This window comes from Dyella solisilvae (genome assembly GCF_003351225.1).
In the GTDB taxonomy this organism is placed as follows: Bacteria; Pseudomonadota; Gammaproteobacteria; order Xanthomonadales; family Rhodanobacteraceae; genus Dyella; species Dyella solisilvae.
Genome location: NZ_QQSY01000002.1, coordinates 279,076 through 301,258, shown reverse-complemented (window position 1 = coordinate 301,258; position 22,183 = coordinate 279,076). Strand labels below are relative to the sequence as shown.

Here is a 22,183-nt window from a genome sequence, read left to right as displayed (position 1 = left end):
TTTCGGCGTTTGCTGGTCCTTCGTGTGATCCAAGTCGCTAAAATGCCGGCTCGAGCACCTCTTGTTCACACGCCATGCGAGATGGGTGTGGTGGCATCAACCCCGAGCCGTCCTGCCGCCCAGGTGGGACGCAGCATGTTGCGGGTCGTCAGCCAGGGACAAGTCGGGTGGTCGGGCCAGGGAACGTTCAAGTTTGGGCGGGTCTGGCCGATCAGGTTGTTTTACTGTCTGTTTGATTTGTTTGTTGCCAAGGCGCTCGATGGAAGACCCTCGCCAAACTCCGACTGCCGCATCCGGAAGGCGCGTTGCTGGCCCCCAGGGCACGCAACTGTTTTCCGCGGAGGAGCTGAGCCGGCTCGCCAGCGAAGTCGGCCCGGCCTCGGACGGTCGCGCCAGCGTGCATGAGCCCGTGCTGGAAGGCGCCAATGCGGGGCTGGAAGGGCGCCGTTTCTCACTGCGCGCCGGGCGACAGACGATCGGTCGCCGCGGCGACAACGACATCGTGGTGAATGATCCCAGCGTGTCTTCGGCCCATGCCTGGATCATCAACCAGCAGGGCCACTACGTGGTGATGAACACGCTGTCGACCAATGGCACCTTCGTCAACGACACCCGGATACACGAGGCCACCATCAAGCATGGCGACCGCATCCGCTTCGGCCAGGCCGAGTTCGTGTTCCTGACCCGTGAGTCGAGTGGGCGTGGGCGACTTGGCGTCATCGCGGTCGTCGCTGCGCTGGTCCTGGCCGGCGTGGCGGCGCTGGCCTGGTGGTTCCTGTCCTGACCGGCATGGGCGAGCTTCAACTTCCACGCAAGATCGGCCGCTATCGGATCGACGGCATCCTGGGGCAGGGCGCCATGGCGGTGGTGTACGCGGGTTTCGACCCGGGCATCGACCGGCCGGTAGCGATCAAGTGCATGCATCTCGGAACGGACGGCGAGGCCGGCTCGGCCAGTCGGCTGCTGCTCGAGGCGCGTGCGTCGGGGCAGCTGGTGCACCCGAACATCGTCACGATTTTCGACACCGGCGTCACCGACGATGGGCGCCCCTACATCGCGATGGAGCGCCTGTCGGGAGAGACCCTCGCCAGCCGCGTCGCACGCGAAGGCCTGCCGCCGTTGGCGGTGGCCATCGAACTGGCCTCGCAGGTGGCGGCGGCGTTGGACCATGCGCACGGCCAGGGCGTCATCCATCACGACGTGAAGCCGGAAAACATCATGCTCGCCGAGGATTGGCACTACGCCAAACTCAGCGACTTCGGCATCGCCGAGCGACGCGCACGACGCGGCATCACGGCAGACGAACAACACATTGGCGGCACGCCGGCCTACATGGCGCCGGAGCGCCTGCGTGGCGAGCCGGCCGATGCGCGCAGCGATCTCTTTTCGCTGGGCGTGGTGCTTCATTGGCTGGTCACCGGCAAGTTGCCGTGGCCGGAGACCACGGACCTGAAGGGCTTGCTGCGCGAGCGGCAACGTCACCCGCACCCTGCCGTCGAGCCACTCGACCCGACTGCGCCCGCGCTTCTGCGGGAGATCGTGCGCACGTTGCTGGCGCCGACGCCCGAGGCGCGTTACCAGTCCAGCGCGGAAGTCATCAACGACCTGCGGCTGGCGCGCCGTGAATATGAGCGCGCCCATCAGACGCCGCTCGTCACGCGCATCATTTCGCTGCGCCTGCGCTGGATCGGCGCGCTGGGCGCGATTCTTTGTGTGGTGCTGATGCTGGGTATGGCGGCGATCTACGCCAAGCAGAACAGCGCGGTGACCGGCCTGGCCACCGACTACGGCCGTTCGCTAGGGCGGATGGTGGCCGGCGAATCGGCGGAGAACCTGCTGCTCGGTGACGATGCCGCCACGCGTGCACTGGTGCAGGACATCGCGCGCAACCAGCAGATCCACTATCTGGCCGTCGCCAATCGCGAGGGCGAGGTGGTGGCGAGCACGCAGACGTCGGATGTGGGGCAGCGTCTGGCCGACCCGGGCGCCGTCCGACTTCTACCGTCCGCCGACGGCGTCACCAGCTATCGCGGGCGTCTGGGAGGACGCGCCGATGACATGCTGATTTTCGACGTGCCGATCCGCTATCAGGACAAGACCGTTGGCGAGCTGCGCCTCGGCGTGAGCAACGCGCCGCTGGTGGCCGCGCAACGCACCACCTTCGGGGTGATCGCCACGGTGCTGGTGGTGACGCTGATGGCGGTGGTGGGCGCCTCGTACTGGTTGTTCCGCCAGCCGCTGGTGCTGATGGGCATGTTGGGCGACGCCCTCATGCGCGTGGCGCGTGGCGATTACCGGCATCGCATCCGCCTCGTGCGCCGCGACGAACTCGGACGGCTGTTCGCGGCCTTCAACCTGATGACGAGCGCGCTGGAGGCGCGGCATCCGACCGACGCGTCGCCAGCAAAAGGACCTGCGGCGGATCCGGCCGAGCAGCCAACCCTGGTGATGTCGCCATCGGGGTCGGAGAACGAAGCCCCATAAGCTTCGTTGTTCAGATCTGATTGAGGCGGTGCTGCAGCTCCACCGCGCGGGCGCGGTAGATCACGGCCCGCTCGTAGCCGGGATCAATAGCCAGCACGTGGTCCCACAGGGCGATCGCCTGATCCAGCTTCTGGTCGCGATACAACACCACGGCGCGCTCATGGTAGGAAGCCAGCAGCTGCGAGCGCAGTGTCTGGTTGCCCGCGGGCTTCAGGTGCGGGTCCAGCGTCAGGGCTTCATCCAGACGCGCCATGGCCTGGTCGTTCTGGCCCTGCTTGAGCAGGGCGTTGCTCTCGGTCTGCAGCCGCTGCGCCTTGGTCGCGGGCGACTCGCTGGATGGCGCGGCGTCCGGAGGTGTAGTCGGTGTGACCACCAGGGTAGCCCCGGAATCCGCATTGCTCCTCGACGAAGTGACTCCCGACGATGAGGCGCTGCGCGCCGCGCCTGCAGGCAGGCGAATCGTATCGCCGGCGCGTAGCGCAGAGGGATTGCTGGAGCCGTTGTAGCGGGCCAGCACCAGGAACTGGTTGGAGTCACCCAGCGTGTGGGCCGCCAGCGTGCTGTAGGAGTCGCCCGATTGCACCACGTAGCTGCGTGAAGCGGCGCCGAGCATGGCCTTGGGATCGCCCGTGAGCTGGCGCAACATGTTCTGAGCGGGGTGGTCGTTGGGATATTTTGCGAGGTACTGGCGCAGGCGCTGTTCGCCCTCGCTGTATCGGCCATGCAGCAGATACGTGTTGACGATTGCGTGCAGGCTGATGGCCTGGCTGCTGTCGGGAGCGGGCTCGGCAGCGGCGCTCGTGGCTGCTGGCGTCGAACCGAAGCTGTCGCTGACCTTCGACTTGATGGCGCTGACCTGGCTGCAGCCAGCGAGCCCAAGCAGGGCGAACAGCAGCCAGCCGCGCGTGTTGAGCGACGCGTTGGCCGGTTGGAAACGAAATGCGCTGAACAAACTCATACCTCGTCATGCATGGCGGCAGGACGCCGCCACGGGTTCAATCCCATCGCTCGTCGCAGGGCAGCCCAGAGCCCCGCGCCTCGTTCGCGCCAGCCACTTCGTTGGTGTGGGCGGGCAAGAATGAGCGCGACATTATCGCCATTCGCGCCGCCACGCTCGACCGCGAGGGTAAGCGCTTCTCGAACCGCTTCATGCTGGTCGCGGCGGTGCGACAAACGCCCCAGTTCCTCGGTGGTGAGCTGGGCCCACACGCCGTCGCTGCACAGGGCAAACGTCTGGCCGCGTTGCAGCGTGGCGCAGCCGTGCTCCACCACGGGCGCATCGGGCCCACCCAGGCCGCGCAACAGCTTGTTCTGATCGGCATGGGTGGCGAGATCGCTTTCGGCCAGTTCGCCGCGTCGATGCCTGAGCTGCGCCAGGCTGTGGTCTTCTGTGCGCCCGAGCAGGCGCAGGCCGCGAAAGCGATACAGGCGGCTGTCGCCCACGTGCACCCACGCGACGCGATCACCCCTGATCAGCAGCGCCACGACGGTGGAATGGGGCGCCCCGCTGGCGAGGCCTTCGCGGCGCCGGTGCAATTCAAGATGGGCCTGTTGGCACAGCGACTCCAGAAACAGTGAGCCGGGCTGTTGCCGCCAGTCCCCCTGTTCCCACAGGCGTCGCGCCACCTGCACTACGCCTTCTGAAGCGAGCTCGCCCGCGCCTTCGCCGCCCATGCCGTCGGCGAGCACCAGCAGGCTGCTGTCTTCGGCCTCATCGTGCAGGCAGACCAGGTCGTCCTGTTGCGTGGCGCGCCCACCGCGAGCGCGCCCGGCGGTCGCCCGCGGCACATCATGGAAGTCGATCGTGTCGTCCACCGCCCCTCCCCTCTGCCATCCGGCCCCCGCGTGCCTGCCTGACCTTAGCGGGCTGTCACGGGGGATAGTTTGCACTTGCTCGCGTTGCTTCGGGTCGGTCCAGTTGCAGAAGGGGGTGAAATGACGAGGGGCAAGTCCGGGGCGGCCACCGCTCCGCCGGGCGGCCCCGCCGGAGCCAGACAAAACAAACCCCGCGCGAGGCGGGGTCTGCGGTCGTGTCCAGGGTCCGTGGGTTTCAGTAGGCGAACTCGCGGAACACCGGGTCGACGCTGCCGTTCCACGCGCCATGGAACAGTTCCAGCTTGCGTTCGGCCGGGGTCAGGTTGGCCTCGGCGATCTCGATCAGCGGTTCGAGGAAGATGCTCTCGTCGGCGCCGTTGCGATTGAGCCGCGCGCGGCGCTTCAGGCCGTGGCTGGCGATCTTCAGCGTCTCGATGGCGAGCTCGCGCACGCTGTGGCTGCGGAACGGCAGTTTCAGCGCGTGGCGCGGCACGCCATCGCGCAAGGCCTGCCGCTCGGCGTGGCTGAAGTCCTTCACCAGGTCCCATGCCGCCTGCAGGGCGTCGTCGTCATAGAGCAGGCCCACCCACAGCGCGGGCAGGGCGCACAGCCGGTTCCATGGGCCGCCGTCGGCGCCGCGCATCTCCAGGTACTGCTTGAGGCGCACCTCGGGGAAGGCGGTAGTGAGGTGGTCGGCCCAGTCCTTCATGGTGGCGTGCGTGCCCGGCAGCGCCGGCAACTCGCCGGCCATGAAGCGCTTGAAGTCCTGGCCGGAGAGGTCGATGTACTCGCCCTTCTGGTAGCTGAAATACATCGGCACGTCGAGCATGTAGTCGACATAGCGCTCGTAGCCGAAGCCGTCCTCGAACACGAAATCGAGCATGCCGGTGCGGTTCGGGTCGGTGTCCTCCCACACGTGCGAGCGATAGGAGAGGTAGCCGTTTGGATGGCCGTCGGTGAACGGCGAATCGGCGAACAGCGCGGTGGCGATCGGCTGCAGGGCCAGGCTGGTGCGGAACTTGCGCACCATGTCCGCTTCGCTCTCGAAGTCCAGGTTCACCTGCACGGTGCAGGTGCGCGTCATCATGTCCAGGCCGAGGTTGCCTACCTTGGGCATGTACTCGCGCATGATCTTGTAGCGCCCCTTGGGCATCCACGGCATCTCTTCACGGCGCCACTTGGGCTGGAAGCCCATGCCGAGGAAGCCGATGCCGAGGCCTTCGGCGATCGAGCGCACCTCGGTGAGGTGTTCATTGACCTCGCCGCAGGTCTGGTGGATCGACTCGAGCGGTGCGCCCGAGAGCTCCAGCTGGCCGGCTGGCTCGAGCGTTATCGAGGCCTTGCCGCGGGAAAGGGCGACCGGGTGCTCGCCTTCGCGGGTGATCTCCCAGCCGTAGCGCGAGGCCAGGGTTTCCAGCAGGACGCGGATGCCACGCTCGCCCTCGAAGGTGGGTGGGCGCAGGGTATCGGTGAGGAATCCGAACTTCTCGTGCTCGGTGCCGATGCGCCACGCATCGCGCGGTTTCTCCCCCGCGGCCAGGTAGTCGGTCAGCTGTTGGCGATTGCCGATCGGTGTGCTCTTGACGGCACTGGGAATGGACACGGGGGACTCCAGTCAAAGGCTGCCCCCCACTTTGGGGCGGACAGGCCCGTTTTCAAAGTCCCCCGGGTGGCGCCGGACAAATCAGGCCGGGTCGCTGAAGTCGATCCGCATGCGGGCGCCGCGCCCGGTGCTGCCGTCATGGATGCTCAGCTGCGCCCGGTGCACGCGGGCGACTTCGTCCACGATGGCCAGGCCCAGACCGCAGCCATCGTTGGCATTGCCGCCGCCACGGTAGAAGCGCTCGCGCACGCGTTCGCGCTCGGACGGGGGGATGCCGCTGCCGCTGTCGTCCACTTCCAGGAAGGCGTGCCCATCCTCGGCGCCGCAGCGGATGGTGATGTTGCCGCCCGCCGGGGTATGGCGAATCGCGTTGTCGATCAGGTTGTTGAGCAGCTCGTGCAGCAGCCAGTAGACGCCGTTGACCTGCACCGGCCGGCTGTCGGCGCCCAGGTCGATGCCGTGGGCGAGGGCGCGATCGAGCGAGCTGTCGATCACCTCGCCCACCAGGTGTTGCAGGTCCAGCGGGGTGAAGTGGCTGTCGCGGTGCGCGGAAGGTTCGGCTCGCGCCAGGGTCAGCAGCTGGTTCGCGGTATGCGCCAGCCGGTCGACGCCGCCATGCAGCAGTGCGATGCGTTCCTGCAGGGGCGTGCCCGCCGTATCCCGGCCGAGCACTTCGAGCTGGGCCTTCAAGCCGGTGAGCGGAGTGCGCAACTGGTGCGCCGCGTTGGCCAGGAAGTGCTGCTGCGAAAGCACCGAGTCGCGCACGCGGTCCAGCAACGTGTTGAGCGACTCCACCACCGGCAGCACCTCGGTGGGCACCTGCTCGGTCGATAGCGGCGTCAGCGCTTCCGGCGGACGGCCGATGATCTGCCGGCTCAGCCGCTGCAGCGGGCGCACCGCGATACGGATGCCGACCAGCGCAATCAGCAGCACCGCAGTCATCTGCACCGTGTCGTTGATCAGGAAGGCGACGTCCAGCCGATGCACCGCGCGGTCGCGCCGCAGCGGCGTTTCGGCCACGGTCACCACCAGCGGATCGCCGGTTTCGCTGGTGCGATAGCTGGCCAGCCGGAACGCTTCACCGCGAAAATTGATGTTGACGAAGTTGAAACCGTCCGCCGACTGGTCGTCGGGCGCCAGGGGTAATTCGGGGGTGCCGGCCAGGGTCGTGCCGTCAGGCAGGCTGACCCGGTAGAAGAAGTGTTCGCCGGCCATCGCCCGCAGCGGCGGCGACGGATGCTCCGGCAGGCCTACCTGCGGTTGTCCGTCCGGGCCGGGATGAATGCGCGCCACGATCGCCAGCGCCGCGCGCGACAGCGAGTGGTCGAACGCGTTGTGGATCGGGTTGACGATGACGTGGTGATCGACGGCCACGCCGGCCACCAGCAACAGCGCCACCGGCGCCAGCAGGTAACTCAGCAGGCGCCCATGGATGCTGGTGGGGCCGCGACGCTCAGCCATCTTCAAGGCGGTAACCCAGCCCACGGATGCCGCGAACCGTGGCCGAACCGCCAAGCTTGCTGCGCAGGCGCGAGACGTGCACTTCGATTGCGTTGCCGGAAATGTCCTCGCTCCAGCCGGTGATGGCCTGGGTGAGGCGCTCCTTGCTCACCACGCGTCCGCTGTGGTGGGCCAGGCACTCGAGGATGGACCACTCGCGGCGGGTCAGTTCCAGCACCTCGCCGGCGGCGTTGAGCGCGCGGCGTCCGGACAGGTCGATGCGCAGGCCGCCGATCACGATCTCGTTGGCCGCAGCCGCGGTGGCGCGGCGGATCAGGGCGCGGCAACGCGCGGCCAGCTCGGGCAGCGCGAACGGCTTGACCAGGTAGTCGTCGGCGCCGAGATCCAGCGCGTTGATGCGATCGTCCAGTCCGTCACGCGCGGTCACGATCAGCAGGGGCAGCGAACTGCCGCTGCGACGCAGCTTGCGCACCAGGCTCAGTCCGTCTTCGCCGGGCAGGCCCAGGTCGACGATGGCCAGGTCGTAGTGGGTGTCGGCCAGACGGGCGGCGACCGATTCGGCGTCAGGAACCGGGTCAACCACGTAGCCGGTGCCAACCAAACCGCGCGTGATGGCATCGGAAACCAGAGAATCGTCTTCGACTAGCAAAATACGCATAGGGCACACAACCAGATAGGTCGGGTCATGCTAACAGGCGACCGAGCGGCGTAGCCGTCGTCAGCCTTTCCTCACTCGATATACCTCAAAAGGACGGCCGCCGGGGGCGCCGGCGGCCAAGTTCGGGAAGATGCCTCCGCCGTCCGCCCGGACTCGGTAGGCGGCAGTGGAAGCTTTGTCTCACTGGAGGGTGAGAAGGTGTGGCGCGCGCCCAGCAGGGCGTGCGCGGGTACTGGAACGAACAGGCGCGCAGACAAGTTCGGATTCGGTGTGGCCGAGGCCGTCTTGCCACGCCGCTTGCGGGCGGTAAACAAGCTTTCGCTACGTTCTGATCGGCTCGGAAGGCTCCCCGTCGCCGGGGAGCCTTCCTGCTGTCACCGGGATCAGAAGTCGTAGCTCACCGAGAAGCGGACGTAGCGCGGGGTGGTCCACGAGATGGGCGTCTGCCAGCGACTGCTGAGGGTGGACGGACCGGACTCGGAGGTCTGGTAGTACTGGGTGATCACCTGCTTGTCGAAGATGTTGTAGACCATCACGTCGAACGCCAGCTTCTTGCCGGCCCAGTTCGGGCGGTATTCGGCGTTGAGGCTGAAGATCTCCTGCCACGGCGTGCGACCCGTGGAGCCCGGAGCTGCCGGCGTGCCGCTGGGACCGCAGAAGTGATACGCGGCGGCGTAGCCGAACGGGTCATCCTGGGTCGAGCCGAAATAACCCAGGCACATCTTCGGCGTACCGGAGAGGATCTGGGCGTTGCCGCCGACCAGCCATTCCGAAGTGATCTGGTAGTAGCCCACCATCTTCAGCTGGTGGCGACGATCATTGGCCAGGTCACCGTTGGCGTAGGTCATGACGCCAGCGTTATCCCAGTCCTCGGTCTGCGACACGTCCGTCTGGCCGATATCCGAGCGCACCGAGCCTTCGGTGTTGCCGAAGTTGTGCGACCACACGTAGTCGATGCGGCCGTACCACTTGCCGTCGAACGGATGCTCCAGGTAGAAGTTGGCGGCCACGTACTTGCGCAGCAGGGTGGGCATGCCCCACGCCGACCACGGAATGGTCAACGTGCTGTAGCCGCCCGCGCCGTTGGAGACATTGATGTTCGCCGTGCGACCCGGGTTCATGATGTAGCAGCCGGTGGAGCCCAGTGCAGCCACCGGATCCAGCCCCTGCGCGGCGGCGTAATTCATGATGGTGTTGTCATCGCACACGTCGTCCAGGTCGTTGCGCAGCACGCGATAGGTGCCCTTGGCGCCCCAGACCCAGTGCTGGTCGAACATGTCCAGCGTCTTGTCGAAGCCGGCGATGTACTCATCCTGGTATTCCGCCTTGGCGTTGGCGCTGGTCACCGTCTTCGGGTCAGGCGGCACGCCGAACTCGTTGTTGGCCGACACGCCTGGGTAGCGGTCCTGCGGGATCTGGGTCAGGCCCGTCGGCGCGCCGGTGCTCGCATCGATGCCGGTATAGGTGAAGTACTGCGAGGTGTACGTGCTGCCTGCGGCGCCGCGGATGGCCACGTTGGCCGGCTCCGCCAGGTAGTAGCGACCGGCGTTGCCGTAGACCTTGAGCGAGGAGTCGCCGTACACGTCCCAGCTGGCGCCGATGCGCGGCGCCCACTGCGGCTTGGTCAGGCGCAGGTAGGGGATGCCATCGGGGTTGTAGTTGGTGAACTGGTCGTTGCGGATGCCGAGGTTCAGCAGCACGCGGTCGGTCACTTGCCACGCGTCCTCGATGAACTGGGCGCGCTGCTTCACGCGAGCGCTGGCGGCATTGGAGTAGATGGTCTTGGCCACGTAGTAGCCATTGCCGCCGGGCGCGCCCACGCTTTCGCCGGGAAGCGAGGAGATCGGCGCGGTCGGGGCGCCATGGTAGTAAACCCAGTAATAGCCCGGACCCGACGGCGTGGTGCCGATGTCCATCGAGTTCAGGTCCAGGTTGTCGATGCCGGCCGTGATCGAGTGCGTGCCGATCTTGTAGTTCACGTCCAGGCGCAGATTCGAGGTCTTGTCACGGGCGTTGGGATCGTCGACCGTCTCGTTGATCTGCGGACCGGTGATGCCGCTGGAACCCGCCGGAAGCATGGTCGGGTCCTGGTTGGCCGCGCTCACCACATAGGCTTCGCTGCCACCGGCCGCACGGCTGTAGTTGATCTGGTTCATCTTGCCGTAGAGCGCTTCGACGGTCAGATCATCGGTGATGTAACCGGTGTACTTGGTGGTCCACAGGTCGGCGCCGCCCTTGGTGTACGTCGCCGGGCCGAGGAAGGCGCCCTGCGTGCCCTGCGTTGCCGGCGGCGCATACGTGTACTTGTAGGTGTTGCCCGAGTACATCGACTTGTTGGATACGCCGGTGAACTCGAGGATGTTGCTGTCGTTGATGTTCCAGTCGATCTTGCCGTAGTACTTCGGACGATCGTACGAGTAGTTCGTCTGGGTCAGCGTGGAGCGCGAGGCGACGTTCACGCCATCGTTGATGTGGTTGTCCTCGACGGCGCCGAAGATATACAGCGTGTCCTTGATGAGCGGGCCGCCGAAGTAGAAGTCCTCGGCGCGCTCCCACGACTTGTTGTCGTTGCGGAACTGGTAGATCTGGCCCTGGCGGCCGCCGGCCGAATTGCTCAGGAATTGCGGGCCGGTGGGATAGAAGCCGTTATCCGGATCGGACTCGCCGAACTTGGGCTGCCAGACGACCTGCGCGCCGAAGTGCCAGTCATTGGTGCCGCGCTTGCCGACCTGGTTGATCACGCCGCCGTCCGAACGGCCGTAAGCCGCGCCGTAGCCGCCGGTGAGCATCTGCTGCTGGTCGATGGCGCCGTAGGGCAGGGTGATGCCGCCGAAGTTGTGCAGCACGTCGGTGGTGTTGAAGCCGTTGATGTAATAGGCGTTCTCCGCAATGGAGGAGCCGCCGAAGGACACCAGCGTCTGGCCGGTCGGGCCGGTGAAGTACGAGCTACCCGTGTTCACGCCCGGCGCCAGGATGGCGATCGCCTCGGCGCTGCGCGCCACCGGCAGCCTGGACAGGTCGTCGGCAGTGATCACCGTGCGCGTGTCCATCTGGCTCACGTCGATGGCCGGCAGTGCATTGGCCATGACGGTCACCGCGCCAAGGCTCTTGGCTTCGGCAGCGGCCGTCGCGGCAAACGAAACCTGGGTGCCCGCGCCGACGGTCAGGGAAACCTTAGAGCGCGAGTCGACGACGGCGCCGTCCTTCTTCAGGCTCACCGTGTACGAGCCCAGCGGCAGACTGCCGGCCGTGTAGCGGCCATTGGCGTCAACCGAGACTTCGCGGCTGACGCCGCCGTCGTTCTGGATGAGCACGGAGTCGCCGGCCGGCGCCGTGCCGAAGATCGCGCCGGTGGAGCTCTGGGCGGCGGCAGGGCCCGCCAGCGTGACGCCGGCGGCGATGGCCAGGGCCAGCGCGGTGTGTCGCAACGACTGGTTGCGGGCAGTGGATACGAATCGATGGATGGACATGCTTTCCTCTCAAGCCAGGTGGTACGACTCAAAGCGTCGGGCTGGCCTGCGGACGCGCGGGTGCACGCGGCCGCAACCCGTGGCATGCACGGGTTGGTATGACTAGCCCTGATTCATCGAGGGGCGCCCCGCGTCGCGGGAACCCCGTAGTTAGTTCTGTGACTTAGCTGGTGGCATTCCGCGCGCGCGCGAATGGGCCAGCGGTCCCGCCGAGGTCTGGTGCGGCCCATGGGTACTGCAACGTCATGACTCCCTCTCCCCTTGGTGGTGGCGCCCGCGACTTGCGTCGCGCCGCCGCCCGGAAAATGCGTCCCCGAAAGATCGCAACAACTTTTCTATGGGCCGCAAAACCCCGCGCCACGCTGTTGTGCCCAGGTGGCGATACGGACTTCCGCTTGGTGTGATGCTCCCCAGCATGCCGCGGTAGCGCCCAAGGCGCCGGTCGCGTTGCCCCATCGACCTTACGTCTAGCTGAAACGTTACACAACTGTAACGATCTGGCTGGGGTGGGACGCAAAAACCTGCCGTGATAGGCAAACCGGAGTGGCTTACCGGTGCGCTTATTGGCCGGCCGGGCGCGGCGCATACGCAAGAATGCGCATCGGCGGGAGCTCGCTTACGCCGCCCTGCAGCGAATAGCGCATGAAGATGCGAAGGTCTTTTGAGAAAAACGTAACAAGTAACGATTCGGGTCAAATCACCTGAACGCCAGTTAAATTTCACATAGTCTTCACGCAAATAAAAAGCGCCCCAAGGGGCGCTTTTCAGGTAGTAACAATTGAAACCTTGTGCTTAGTAGCGTGGCACCGAGCTGTCGATGTCGCGCGACCAGGCGTCCATGCCGCCCTCCACGTTGTAGACCTTGGTGAAGCCGTGCGCGGCGAAGCGCTCGGCCACGCCGCGGCTGGACATGCCGTGGTGGCAGATGAAGGCGATGGCGGTGTCCTTGGGCAGGTTGGCCAGGGTTTCGTAGCCTTCCTCTTCCAGCACGCGCGCCTGCGGCAACGGGGCGGCCTGCGCGCGTCCGGCAGCCGGACGCACGTCCACCAGGGTCACGTCGCCGGCGGCGAGGCGGGCTTTGAGTTCCTGCACGGTGAGCGAGCCGATCTCCTGGGCGCCCGGGAACTTCAGGCTCAGGCCCTCGCCCTGCACGGTGGACACCCAGTCGATCACGATGCCCTTGGCGCGCTGGGCGCTGCCCGGGTCGAAGTGCACTTCGATGCCGTTGGCGCTGACCACGATGTCGTGGTCGCTGCCCGGCGCCAGCTGGAAGCCGGCGCTATGGTCCGGGCCGATCTCCAGATGCAGGGCCAGGCCCTGGGCGTTGGCCGTGCCCTGGCGGATCGCCTCGGCGGCCTTGTCGGTGATGGTGATCTCAGGCGGCGTGCGATCCGGCGCGGTCACGCCGAACAGGGTGTGCAGCTCGCCGCTGGCGTACATCTGGCGAATGATGTCGGCGCCGCCGACCAGTTCGCCCTGCACGTACAGCTGCGGGATGGTCGGCCAGTCGCCGTAAGCCTTGATGCCCTCGCGGATTTCCGGGTCTTCCAGCACGTTGACCGTGTGGTATTCCGGCAGCAGCTCGTTGAGCGTGTTGGTCGCGGCGGCGGAGAAGCCGCACATCGGCTGGTTGCGGGTGCCCTTCATGAACAGCACCACGCGGTGGCTCTGCAGCAGGGATTCGATACGTTCGCGGGTGGCGCTGTCGAGGGACATGGAAGACTCCGGCAAAGAGGGCAAATTGTAGCCCCCTTGATATGCCGACGCCCGGCGCGCCTTCAAGGTGCGGCGTTTTGAGCGATGGCGCGGTCCCTCAGGCGGCCGGCCGCAGTTCGCCCAGCTCCAGCCGGTTGCGGGTCAGCGGAGCCAGCGCCAGCGCGGCGGCAGGCGAAGGCAGCACCAGTTCGCGGCTGGCCCGTCCCAGCGGGGCGGTCTGCTCGCTCCAGTGGATCAGCTCCATGGCGCCGGTATGGTCCTCCACCAGCGCCGTGCAGTGCTCCACCCAGTCGCCGTCATTGAGGTAGAGCACGCCGTCCATGTCGCGCACGTGGCCAAAGTGGATGTGGCCGCAGATATGGCCGTCGAAGCCGCGCTCACGCGCGTCGCCGGCCACGCGCTCTTCGTAGGCGCGGATATAGGCCAACGCCTTGCCGATGTGCGACTTCACGATGATCGACAGCGGCAGGTAGGGCAGTTCCAGACGGCGGCGCATCGCGTGGACCCGGCGGTTGGTCCAGCAGATGAAGCGGTGCATCACTTCCCCCAGGTGCACGATCCATGTGCGCCCGATTTGCTCCGGATCGAATTCGTCGCCGTGGCTCACGCGGTAGCGGCGCCCATCCGCGCCCTCGTGCACCGCGTCCAGCGCGATCTTCACGCCGCCAAAGCTCTGCCCGGCCAGTCCGCGCACCGGCGCGTCATGGTTGCCGGGGATGTAGGTGACCTCGACGCCGCGCTGTGCCATGTCCAGCACCTCCGCGATCACCGCGCCGTGGTCGGCGTGCCACCAGGTGCGGCGCGCCAGCGCTTCCATGTCGATGATGTCGCCGACCAGGTACAGCTTCTCGCAGCGCAATTTGCGCAGGAAATCGAGCAGGTAGCTGGCCTTGCAGTCCGGCGTGCCCAGATGCACATCGGAGATGAAGGCGCTGCGGCAGTGGAAAGTCGCCATGGCAGTCTCTCCCGGTGGTTACCGGGAGCCCAGCATGCCGCCGACACGTCACCGCACGATGGCGGATTGGTTGCAGAAGCGTTGCGGGGTGCTGGGTTTGCCACGCTCTGTTGCAGAGGCGCTTCTGCGCGCGACCGATACTTGCCCCGGTCCCCCTGCCGTCATCCCAGCGAAAGCTGGGATCCAGCGCCTTTCGATCGTGCCCCAAAAAATGCCGGCCACCACGCCGATCCGATGCCAGACGCTAAGTCACTGGATCCCAGCTTTCGCTGGGATGACGGCCAAGTAGGCAGGCTAGTGGCGAGCACGCACCGAGCGCGCCTAATTCGAGCGGGGCTAGGCCGCCAGCAAACTATGCGCGATGGGCAGCGCCGCCTCTGTCCACAGCGTGTACTGCGCCGCCGACGGATGCAGCCCATCCTCGGCCAGCAGCGCCGGGTGCAGGCGCGAGATGCCGGTGATGTCGACCCAGTATGCGCCAGCGGCGCGCACCAATTCGGCAGCGATGGCGTTATAGACGTCCAATTCGCGCGCGATGTCCGCCGTGTCGCGGCCACTGGCCTGGGCGAACGGGGTGACGCCCCAGTCGGGAATCGACAGCACCAGCACCCGGCCCGGACGGTCGCCGGCCAGTCCTATCGCGCGCTCCAGCATCCGCTGGAATTCACCGCGATAGTCGTCCGCTTCGCGGCCGCGGTACTGGTTGTTCACTCCGATCAGCAGGCTGACCAGGTCGTAGGGCGGCTCGAAGGTCGAGCCATCCATGGCGGCGGACAGCTCATCGGTGGTCCAGCCGGTGGTCGCCACGATGGTGGGCGCGGCCAGCGCCACGCCTTCCTGGCGCAGCCGGTCAGCCAGCTGCACCGGCCAGCGGCCGGACTCGGCCACGCCCTCGCCGATCGAGTACGAATCGCCCAGCGCGAGGTAACGCATGCGTCCCGGTCAGGCCACGGCGGCGCGCGGCTTGTGCGCCGCGGCCATGCCGGCCAGTACGCGCTCGATGCGCACGAACACTTCGCGGATCTGTTCGGGCGGCGGCAGCAGGGTGAGGCGCAAATGGCGGCTGTGCGGCACGTTGAAGCTGCTGCCCGGCACCACCAGCACCGACTCCTCTTCCAGCAGGCGCAGCGCGAAGGCGTTGTCGTCGAAGTCGGCCAGGCGGTCGGCGCGTACGCGCGGGAACGCATACAGCGCGCCCGACGGCGCGACGATGTCGAGGAACTGGCTTGCCGCCACGCCTTCGAGCGCGGCGCGGCGCGCCTCGTGCAGGCGGCCGCCGTCGGCAGTCAGCGCGTTGATGGTCGGCGCGCTCTGCAGCGCCGGGCGCACCGCCCACTGAGCGGTGACGTTGGCGCACAGGCGCAGGGCCGCCAGCAGCTGCAGCGCATCGCGGTAGTCGGCGGTGCGCGACGGATCGCCCGACAAGCTCATCCAGCCGACGCGGTAACCGCACGCGCGATGCACCTTGCTCAAGCCGCCAAAGCTCACGCATGGCAGGTCGCCGGCCACTTCGGCCAGCGGCTGGAACGGCGTGCCGTCGTAGAGGATCTCGTCGTAGATCTCGTCGCTGAGCAGCAGCAGGCGGTGCTTGGCGGCGACAGCCACGATGCGCTCGAGCAGCTCCTTCGGATAGACGGCGCCGGTCGGGTTGTTCGGGTTGATCAGCACCAGCGCCCGCGTGCGCGGCGTCACCAGCGATTCGATCTCGTCGGGGTCGGGTAGGTGGCCGTGCTCGGCCAGGCAGCGGTAATAGCGCGGCTTGCCGTCATTGAGGATGGTGGCGGCGCTCCACAACGGGTAGTCGGGGCTGGGCAGCAGCACCTCGTCGCCTGGCTGCAGCAGGGCGCGCAGGCTCAGGTCGATCAGCTCGCTCACGCCGTTGCCGATGAACACACGCTCCACATCCACGCCGCGCGCGCCGCGGTGGCGCTGCTGGGCGACGATGGCCTCGCGGGCTTCCTCGAGCCCCTGCTCGTGGCCGTAGGCCTCGCTGTCGTGCAGGTGCCGCCCGATCGCTTCGCGCAGGTGGGCCGGGGTTTCGAAGCCGTAACGGCCCGGATTGCCGATGTTGAGCTTGATGATCGGCAGGCCAGCCGCCTCCAGCTCGCGCGAACGACGGGTGAGCGCACCACGGATTTCATAGCGCACGTCCGCCAGGTGCGCACTGGGTTTGATCGAGGCCAACGCGAGCGTCCTTCATCTTGTGTTGTTGCGGCGCACTAAAATCGCCGTTTTCCGCATCCTAACAGCGTCTCGCACGGTGTGGGGGGCAAATGTGGCCGTGTTTCGGCCTTTTTCGGGGCAGCGGCACACAAGGCATAATCCGCGCCATGACCGATGCCCAGACTATCGAGCGACTGCGCCGGATCGGTTGGCGCGGCGAGTCCCTACCGGCCCAAGGCCGGCAACTGGCCCGTGTGGTGGCCCAGCATCGTGCCGGCTATGAGCTGCACGACGGCGAGCACCTGTTCGGCGCCCAGCCGGCCGGCCACTTCCTCAAGCGCAGCCTGGACCCCGCCGATCGCCCGGCCGTGGGCGATTTTGTCGAGATCGAGCCTGGCAAGCCGCCGCACATCGTGGAGGTGCAGCCCCGGCGCACGGTGCTGTCCCGCGCCGCGGCCGGCGAGCGCTACGAGCGCCAGACCATCGCCACCAACATCGACTACGTGCTGGTGCTCACTGGCCTGGATGGGGACTTCAACCCGGCCCGCATCGAGCGCTACCTGTCGCTCACCGAGGGCTCGGGCGCCCAGCCGGTGGTGCTGCTGAGCAAACTCGACACCCGCGACGACGCCGACGCGCTGCTGGCCGCGCTGCGCGCGCGCCTGCCGGCCGGTACGCCCGTGCACGCCATCAACGGCAAGGATCCGGCCTGCGTGGCAATGCTGCTGCCCTATCTGCAGCCTGGCGACAGCGCAGTGTTGGTGGGTTCTTCCGGGGCAGGCAAGTCCACCCTCACCAACACCTTGCTGGGCACCGAAAGGATGGCCACCGGTGAGGTGCGCGGCCATGACAGCCGCGGTCGCCACACCACCACCTACCGCGCGCTGCTGCAGCTGCCCAGCGGCGGCTGCCTGATCGACACGCCCGGCATGCGCGAGCTCAAGCTGACGGGCGAGGAGAACCTTGACCTGTTCGCCGACATCGAGGTGCTGGCCGAGCAATGCCGTTTCGCCGACTGTGGCCACGGCAGCGAGCCGGGCTGCGCGGTGCAGGCGGCGCTGGACAGCGGCGATCTCTCGGCCGAGCGCTGGCGCAACTACCTCAAGTTGCGCGATGAGCGCGAGGAGCAGGCGACCACTCTGGAAGCCAAGCTGCGCCGCCAGCGCGGCGGCCGGCCGGTGGCCCAGCCCCGCGGCAACCGGCATCCGCGCGACCGCGAATAACCGCCGCGCCCGTTTAGCGGGACGACAGGCCAAGGCACTACTATCGGGCCATCACGGTCCGGGGTGCAGGCATGCAGCGGCTTTCGTCGCCTTCCACGTTTTTCTACAAGCGGGTGTTTCCCGTGTTCTGGTTCGGCATGCTGGCGGTGTTCCTGCTCGTCTGGGTCGGTAGCGGCGCCGCCCTGAAACGGCCCGAGATGTGGCCGTCGATGGGCGTCCCGGTGGTGATGGCGGTGGTCGGTTTCACGCTGTTTCGCCGTCTGTTGTTCGATCTGGTCGATGAGGTCTGGCTGGATGGCGACGCGCTGGTAGTGAAAAACCAGGGGGATTCCACCCGCGTCGCGCTGGACAACATCATCAACGTCAACGCCACCACCCTGACCAATCCGCCGCGCATCACCCTGATGCTCCGGGTCGAATCGTCCCGCCTGGGCCGGCAGGTGAGTTTCATTCCGGCCGGGCCGCGAAGCCTGTTCAGCGCCTTCAAGCCGAGCCCGGTGGCGCTGGACCTGATCGAACGCATCGATGCGCGGCGCCGGAGGCCGGCATGAACGCCCCTGGCGCGTCGTTGGCGCCGGAGCTGCAGCGCTACGCGGCGCTCGACCAGCGCCTGCTGGCGGCCGTGAAGGGCATTCGCATCCTGAGCACGGTGGCGTGGCCGGCATCGCTGGAAGACCGCATGATCGAGGCCTACGCCCGCGGCCAGTTCACGCTTCCGGAGATCAACTACCAGCCGCCCAACCTGTCCGCCGAGCGCACTGAACTGGCTGCGATCGAAGCGGAAGCGAGCTATGACGATCCCATCGGCGAATACCTCAGCCGCACGGCCGAGTCCTGGCGCATTGCCGCGGAAATGCTGGAAGCGGTCGGCACCCGCGGCGTCACCGCCCCTTCGATCGTGCTGTATGGCCGACCGGGCGACGCCATCCCTGGTAGTGATCGCAGCAACCTCGATGCCGCGCGTTATTTCGTGGAGTTGTCCGACGAGTTGGGTTCGGACCTGCTGCTCGACGACGTGGACGTGTGCATCACGCCCGAGGAGTTGCGCGCCGAACTCAGCAAGACGCTCGATGCGTTCTTCGGCGAGCCGATCATCGCGGTGGAGGTGGATCCGGAACTCACCGCCAAGGCCGCGGCGGGCTCCACGCGCATCCGTTTGCGCGGCGGCGCCACGCGCTTCAGCGATTACGATCGCCACCAGTTGCTGGCGCACGAGGCATTGGTGCATTCGCTCACCGCGCTCAACGGGCGCGCCCAGCCGTTGCTGGGTTCGCTGGGGCGCACCTCGCCGCGCGTGACGGCCACCCAGGAAGGCCTGGCGGTGTTCGCCGAGCTGATGTCCGGCGCCATCGATATCGCGCGGCTCAAGCGCATCAGCCTGCGCATCCTGGCCATCGACATGGCGCTCAGCGGCGCGGACTTCGTCGAGGTCTACCGATTCTTCAGCGGCTGCGGGCAAAGCCCGGCCGACAGCTTCCATTCGGCCCAGCGCGTGTTCCGCGGCGTGCCGCTGACCGGCGGCGCGGCGTTCGCCAAGGACAACGTGTACCTGTCCGGCCTGCTGGCCGTGCACACCTTCTTCCGCTGGGCGCTCAAGCAGCGACGGCTGGACGTGCTGCGGCATCTGTTCGCCGGCAAGCTGGCCCTGCACGATGTCATCAGCCTGCAACCGTATTTCGACTCGGGCGTGATCGCTCCGCCGCGCTGGTTGCCGCCATGGATGCAGCACGTGCACGGGCTCGCCGGCAAGCTGGCTTTCTCGTTGTTCGTCAACCGCATCCACATGGGCAAGGTGCAGGCGGAAGAGTTGTCGTTGAGCCTGTAATCGCGACCTAGCGTGAACGAGAGCGCGTCCATGCTGCGGCGCATCGTCGGGGAAGGGCGGTTGCCGGTGTTACCATTCAGCCTTGTCGCTTCGCGGCCCCGAATCCCCCCACATCAAGTCGACGTCTCCCATGGCCCTTCCTGAAGAACTGCGCCACGCTGCACTCGAGTACCACCGCTATCCGCATCCCGGCAAGATCAAGGTCGCCGCGACCAAGCCGATGGTGACCCAGCGTGACCTCGCGCTGGCCTACTCGCCCGGCGTGGCCTACGCCTGCGAGGCCATCGTGGAGGATGCCAACGCCGCCAGCGAATTGACGGCGCGTGGCAACCTGGTGGCGGTGATCACCAACGGCACCGCGGTGCTGGGCCTGGGCGACATCGGCCCGCTTGCCGGCAAGCCGGTGATGGAAGGCAAGGGCGTGCTGTTCCAGAAGTTCGCCGGCATCGATGTGTTCGACATCGAGATCAACGAGCGCGATCCTGACAAGCTGGTCGACATCATCGCCTCGCTCGAGCCGACCTTCGGCGGCATCAACCTCGAAGACATCAAGGCGCCGGAGTGCTTCATCGTCGAGCGCAAGCTGCGCGAACGGATGAAGATCCCCGTGTTTCACGATGACCAGCATGGCACCGCGATCATCGTCGGCGCCGCCATCGTCAACGCGCTGGAAGTGGTCGGCAAGAAGATCGAGGACGTCAAGCTCGCCACCACCGGCGCCGGCGCGGCGGGCATCGCCTGCCTGGACATGCTGGTGGCGCTGGGCCTGAAGCCGGAGAACATCCTCGCGTTCGATCGCGATGGCGTGCTGTACACCGGTCGCGACAACATGGATCCGGACAAGCAGCGCTATGCGCGTGACACCGACAAGCGCACGCTGGCGGAAGTCGTGGCTGGCGCGGACGTGTTCCTCGGCCTGTCGGCGGGCGGCATCCTCAAGCCCGAGATGGTCGCCACCATGGCCGAAAAGCCGGTGATCCTGGCGCTGGCCAATCCGAATCCCGAGATTTCGCCGGAAGACGCCAAGCGCGTGCGCCCGGACTGCATCATCGCCACCGGTCGTTCGGACTACCCGAACCAGGTCAACAACGCGCTGTGCTTCCCGTACATTTTCCGCGGCGCGCTGGACGTGGGCGCCACGGTCATCAACGAAGCGATGAAGACCGCGTGCGTGCGCGCGATCGCCGAGCTGGCCCGCATGGAAGCCGGCGACCTCGCCAGCGCCTACGGCGGCGATATCCCGACCTTCGGCCCCGACTACCTGATCCCCCGTCCGTTTGATCCGCGCCTGCTGGTGATGCTGGCGCCGGCGGTGGCGCAGGCTGCGATGGATTCGGGCGTGGCTTCCCGTCCCATCGTGGACATGGAGGTCTACAAGGAGAAGCTCGGCCAGTTCATCTATCGCACCGGCCTGCTGATGAAGCCGGTCTACGAGCGCGCGCGCGCCGACATCAAGCGCGTGGTGTACGCCGAAGGCGAGGAAGAGTCCGTGCTGCGCGCCGTGCAGACGGTGATCGACGAGCATCTGGCGTTCCCGATCCTGATCGGTCGCCCGGACGTCATCCAGACGCGTATCCAGCGTCTCGGCCTGCGCATGCGCGAAGGCGCGGACTTCGAACTCACCAACATCAACGACGACCCGCGCTTCAACGAGTACTGGCAGCAGTACCACGCCATGACCGAGCGCCGTGGCGTCACGCCGGCGGCGGCGAAGAACCTGATGCGTTCGCGTCCGACCCTGATCGCCTCGATGATGGTCGAGCGCGGCGAGGCCGATGCGATGATCTGCGGCCTGGTCGGGCGCTTCCACAAGAAGCTCGGTTACGTGCGCAGCGTGTTCGGCCTCGACCCGGGCGTGTCGTGCACCTCGGCGATGACCGGCGTGATCAACGACCAGGGTGCGTGGTTCTTCCTCGACACGCACGTGCAGTGCGACCCCACCGCCGAGCAGATCGCCGAAGCCACGCTGCAGGCCAGCTATCGCCTCAAGCTGTTCGGCATCGAGCCGAAGGTCGCGCTGCTGTCGCACTCGAACTTCGGCAGCCACGAGAACGCCAGCGCCGCCAAGATGCGCAAGGTGCGCGAGATCCTGGTCCAGCGCATGCCGAAGCTGGACATGGATGGCGAGATGCAGGCCGACACCGCGTGGGACGAGGCGCTGCGCCTGCGCATGTTCCCCAACACCACGCTCAGCGGCCGCGCCAACCTGTTCGTGATGCCGAACCTGGACTCGGCCAACATCGCCTACAACATAGTGCGCGTGATGACTGATGGCGTGGCGATCGGGCCGATCCTCATGGGCGTCGACAAGCCGGCGCACATCCTCACCCCGGCGGCGACACCGCGCCGCGTGGTGAACATGACGGCGATCGCGGCGGTGGATGCGCAGATTCGTCATGCGCAGAGTGAGCGGCGCAGCTGAGTTTGCGGGTGAAATGAAGTTTGTGCGGAGACGGGACCCTGGTGGTCCCGTTTCTGTTTTTGGAAGTCATCAAGGCAACGCTCGGCGTTGGCTCGCGAGTCGCGTCTGACTCCCTCTCCCCGTCGGGGAGAGGGTTGGGGTGAGGGGGGCACGCTGGCCTCATATTTCCTATTCGCTCTTCCGGCATTGATTGGATGTTGCGCGAGGCTGCGTGTGAGATCTCACACCGCGAGCGCCTTGCTGCTTCGTCGTTCCTCCAAACGCAGGAAGGAGAGCGCGCCCTCATCGGCCAGCATCCCTCCGGAAGCAGGACGGAGCGCGAGGAGCGCAGATCATCTGGGGGGCTACCCATCGACGTGTGCGTCCCCTCGACGTCATCCCAGCGAAG

General features: G+C 66.8%; 16 protein-coding genes. 6 read left to right on the top strand and 10 right to left on the bottom strand.

Annotation, left to right across the window (positions count from 1 at the left end):
* The first annotated feature begins 259 nt into the window (after positions 1 to 259).
* Together DVT68_RS08680 and DVT68_RS08675 are read left to right on the top strand one after the other, a co-directional pair.
* Positions 260 to 784, top strand: a complete 525-nt coding sequence (locus DVT68_RS08680) for an FHA domain-containing protein (protein WP_114824684.1) — start codon at positions 260 to 262, stop codon at positions 782 to 784.
* Positions 769 to 2,484 (top strand): protein kinase domain-containing protein, encoded by a 1,716-nt coding sequence (locus DVT68_RS08675; RefSeq protein WP_233523403.1) that lies wholly within the window; start codon positions 769 to 771, stop codon positions 2,482 to 2,484. The genes DVT68_RS08680 and DVT68_RS08675 overlap by 16 nt, the downstream gene beginning before the upstream one ends.
* A gap of 10 nt (positions 2,485 to 2,494) precedes the next feature.
* Here the strand turns inward: DVT68_RS08675 and DVT68_RS08670 are convergent, their stop codons facing one another.
* From DVT68_RS08670 to DVT68_RS08625, 10 genes are all read right to left on the bottom strand, one after another.
* On the bottom strand, positions 2,495 to 3,442 hold the full coding sequence (locus DVT68_RS08670; RefSeq protein ID WP_158543473.1) for a LysM peptidoglycan-binding domain-containing protein: 948 nt from the start codon (positions 3,440 to 3,442) through the stop codon (positions 2,495 to 2,497).
* Entirely contained in the window at positions 3,439 to 4,299 is an 861-nt protein-coding gene (locus tag DVT68_RS08665) for a PP2C family protein-serine/threonine phosphatase (RefSeq protein ID WP_114824682.1), read from the bottom strand. Before DVT68_RS08665 ends, DVT68_RS08670 begins: the two co-directional genes overlap by 4 nt.
* Positions 4,300 to 4,534: 235 nt before the next feature.
* Positions 4,535 to 5,902 carry a glutamate--cysteine ligase gene (locus DVT68_RS08660; protein WP_114824681.1) on the bottom strand — a complete coding sequence of 456 codons (1,368 nt, stop codon included), beginning with the start codon at positions 5,900 to 5,902 and terminating at the stop codon, positions 4,535 to 4,537.
* Between the two features lie 81 nt (positions 5,903 to 5,983).
* Entirely contained in the window at positions 5,984 to 7,363 is a 1,380-nt protein-coding gene (locus tag DVT68_RS08655) for a sensor histidine kinase (RefSeq protein ID WP_114824680.1), read from the bottom strand.
* The gene (locus DVT68_RS08650; protein WP_114824679.1) at positions 7,356 to 8,021 is read right to left on the bottom strand and encodes a response regulator; all 666 of its coding nucleotides are present in this window, start codon (positions 8,019 to 8,021) and stop codon (positions 7,356 to 7,358) included. The genes DVT68_RS08655 and DVT68_RS08650 overlap by 8 nt, the downstream gene beginning before the upstream one ends.
* Before the next feature lie 383 nt (positions 8,022 to 8,404).
* The gene (locus DVT68_RS08645) at positions 8,405 to 11,491 is read right to left on the bottom strand and encodes a TonB-dependent receptor (RefSeq protein ID WP_114824678.1); all 3,087 of its coding nucleotides are present in this window, start codon (positions 11,489 to 11,491) and stop codon (positions 8,405 to 8,407) included.
* A gap of 792 nt (positions 11,492 to 12,283) precedes the next feature.
* Entirely contained in the window at positions 12,284 to 13,207 is a 924-nt protein-coding gene (gene grxD / locus DVT68_RS08640) for a Grx4 family monothiol glutaredoxin (RefSeq protein WP_114824677.1), read from the bottom strand.
* A 97-nt stretch (positions 13,208 to 13,304) separates the two neighbouring features.
* Entirely contained in the window at positions 13,305 to 14,162 is an 858-nt protein-coding gene (locus DVT68_RS08635) for a UDP-2,3-diacylglucosamine diphosphatase (protein WP_114824676.1), read from the bottom strand.
* A gap of 336 nt (positions 14,163 to 14,498) precedes the next feature.
* Positions 14,499 to 15,095 carry an SGNH/GDSL hydrolase family protein gene (locus tag DVT68_RS08630; RefSeq protein WP_114824675.1) on the bottom strand — a complete coding sequence of 199 codons (597 nt, stop codon included), beginning with the start codon at positions 15,093 to 15,095 and terminating at the stop codon, positions 14,499 to 14,501.
* A 9-nt stretch (positions 15,096 to 15,104) separates the two neighbouring features.
* Positions 15,105 to 16,346 carry an aminotransferase class I/II-fold pyridoxal phosphate-dependent enzyme gene (locus tag DVT68_RS08625; protein ID WP_114824674.1) on the bottom strand — a complete coding sequence of 414 codons (1,242 nt, stop codon included), beginning with the start codon at positions 16,344 to 16,346 and terminating at the stop codon, positions 15,105 to 15,107.
* Between the two features lie 146 nt (positions 16,347 to 16,492).
* Here DVT68_RS08625 and rsgA point away from each other — a divergent pair, with 146 nt between their 5' ends.
* The 4 genes from rsgA to DVT68_RS08605 all read left to right on the top strand — a co-directional run bounded on the left by rsgA (position 16,493) and on the right by DVT68_RS08605 (position 21,795).
* Positions 16,493 to 17,548: a ribosome small subunit-dependent GTPase A gene (gene rsgA, locus DVT68_RS08620; protein WP_114824673.1), complete on the top strand. Its 1,056-nt coding sequence runs from the start codon at positions 16,493 to 16,495 to the stop codon at positions 17,546 to 17,548.
* Between the two features lie 71 nt (positions 17,549 to 17,619).
* Positions 17,620 to 18,099 carry a hypothetical protein gene (locus DVT68_RS08615; protein WP_114824672.1) on the top strand — a complete coding sequence of 160 codons (480 nt, stop codon included), beginning with the start codon at positions 17,620 to 17,622 and terminating at the stop codon, positions 18,097 to 18,099.
* Complete coding sequence (locus DVT68_RS08610) at positions 18,096 to 19,373, top strand: peptidase MATCAP family protein (RefSeq protein WP_114824671.1); 1,278 nt, start codon at positions 18,096 to 18,098, stop codon at positions 19,371 to 19,373. The genes DVT68_RS08615 and DVT68_RS08610 overlap by 4 nt, the downstream gene beginning before the upstream one ends.
* Positions 19,374 to 19,503: 130 nt before the next feature.
* Positions 19,504 to 21,795: an NADP-dependent malic enzyme gene (locus tag DVT68_RS08605; RefSeq protein WP_114824670.1), complete on the top strand. Its 2,292-nt coding sequence runs from the start codon at positions 19,504 to 19,506 to the stop codon at positions 21,793 to 21,795.
* The last annotated feature ends 388 nt before the right edge of the window (positions 21,796 to 22,183 follow it).

What these genes read in the sequence shown, in the direction of transcription:
- DVT68_RS08680 (WP_114824684.1), top strand. Translation starts at nt 260, where the DNA reads ATGGAAGACCCTCGCCAAACTCCGACTGCCGCATCCGGAAGGCGCGTT.
- DVT68_RS08630 (WP_114824675.1), bottom strand. Translation starts at nt 15,095, where the DNA reads ATGCGTTACCTCGCGCTGGGCGATTCGTACTCGATCGGCGAGGGCGTG.
- DVT68_RS08635 (WP_114824676.1), bottom strand. Translation starts at nt 14,162, where the DNA reads ATGGCGACTTTCCACTGCCGCAGCGCCTTCATCTCCGATGTGCATCTG.
- DVT68_RS08670 (WP_158543473.1), bottom strand. Translation starts at nt 3,442, where the DNA reads ATGAGTTTGTTCAGCGCATTTCGTTTCCAACCGGCCAACGCGTCGCTC.
- DVT68_RS08605 (WP_114824670.1), top strand. Translation starts at nt 19,504, where the DNA reads ATGGCCCTTCCTGAAGAACTGCGCCACGCTGCACTCGAGTACCACCGC.
- rsgA (WP_114824673.1), top strand. Translation starts at nt 16,493, where the DNA reads ATGACCGATGCCCAGACTATCGAGCGACTGCGCCGGATCGGTTGGCGC.
- grxD (WP_114824677.1), bottom strand. Translation starts at nt 13,207, where the DNA reads ATGTCCCTCGACAGCGCCACCCGCGAACGTATCGAATCCCTGCTGCAG.
- DVT68_RS08655 (WP_114824680.1), bottom strand. Translation starts at nt 7,363, where the DNA reads ATGGCTGAGCGTCGCGGCCCCACCAGCATCCATGGGCGCCTGCTGAGT.
- DVT68_RS08610 (WP_114824671.1), top strand. Translation starts at nt 18,096, where the DNA reads ATGAACGCCCCTGGCGCGTCGTTGGCGCCGGAGCTGCAGCGCTACGCG.
- DVT68_RS08645 (WP_114824678.1), bottom strand. Translation starts at nt 11,491, where the DNA reads ATGTCCATCCATCGATTCGTATCCACTGCCCGCAACCAGTCGTTGCGA.
- DVT68_RS08650 (WP_114824679.1), bottom strand. Translation starts at nt 8,021, where the DNA reads ATGCGTATTTTGCTAGTCGAAGACGATTCTCTGGTTTCCGATGCCATC.
- DVT68_RS08615 (WP_114824672.1), top strand. Translation starts at nt 17,620, where the DNA reads ATGCAGCGGCTTTCGTCGCCTTCCACGTTTTTCTACAAGCGGGTGTTT.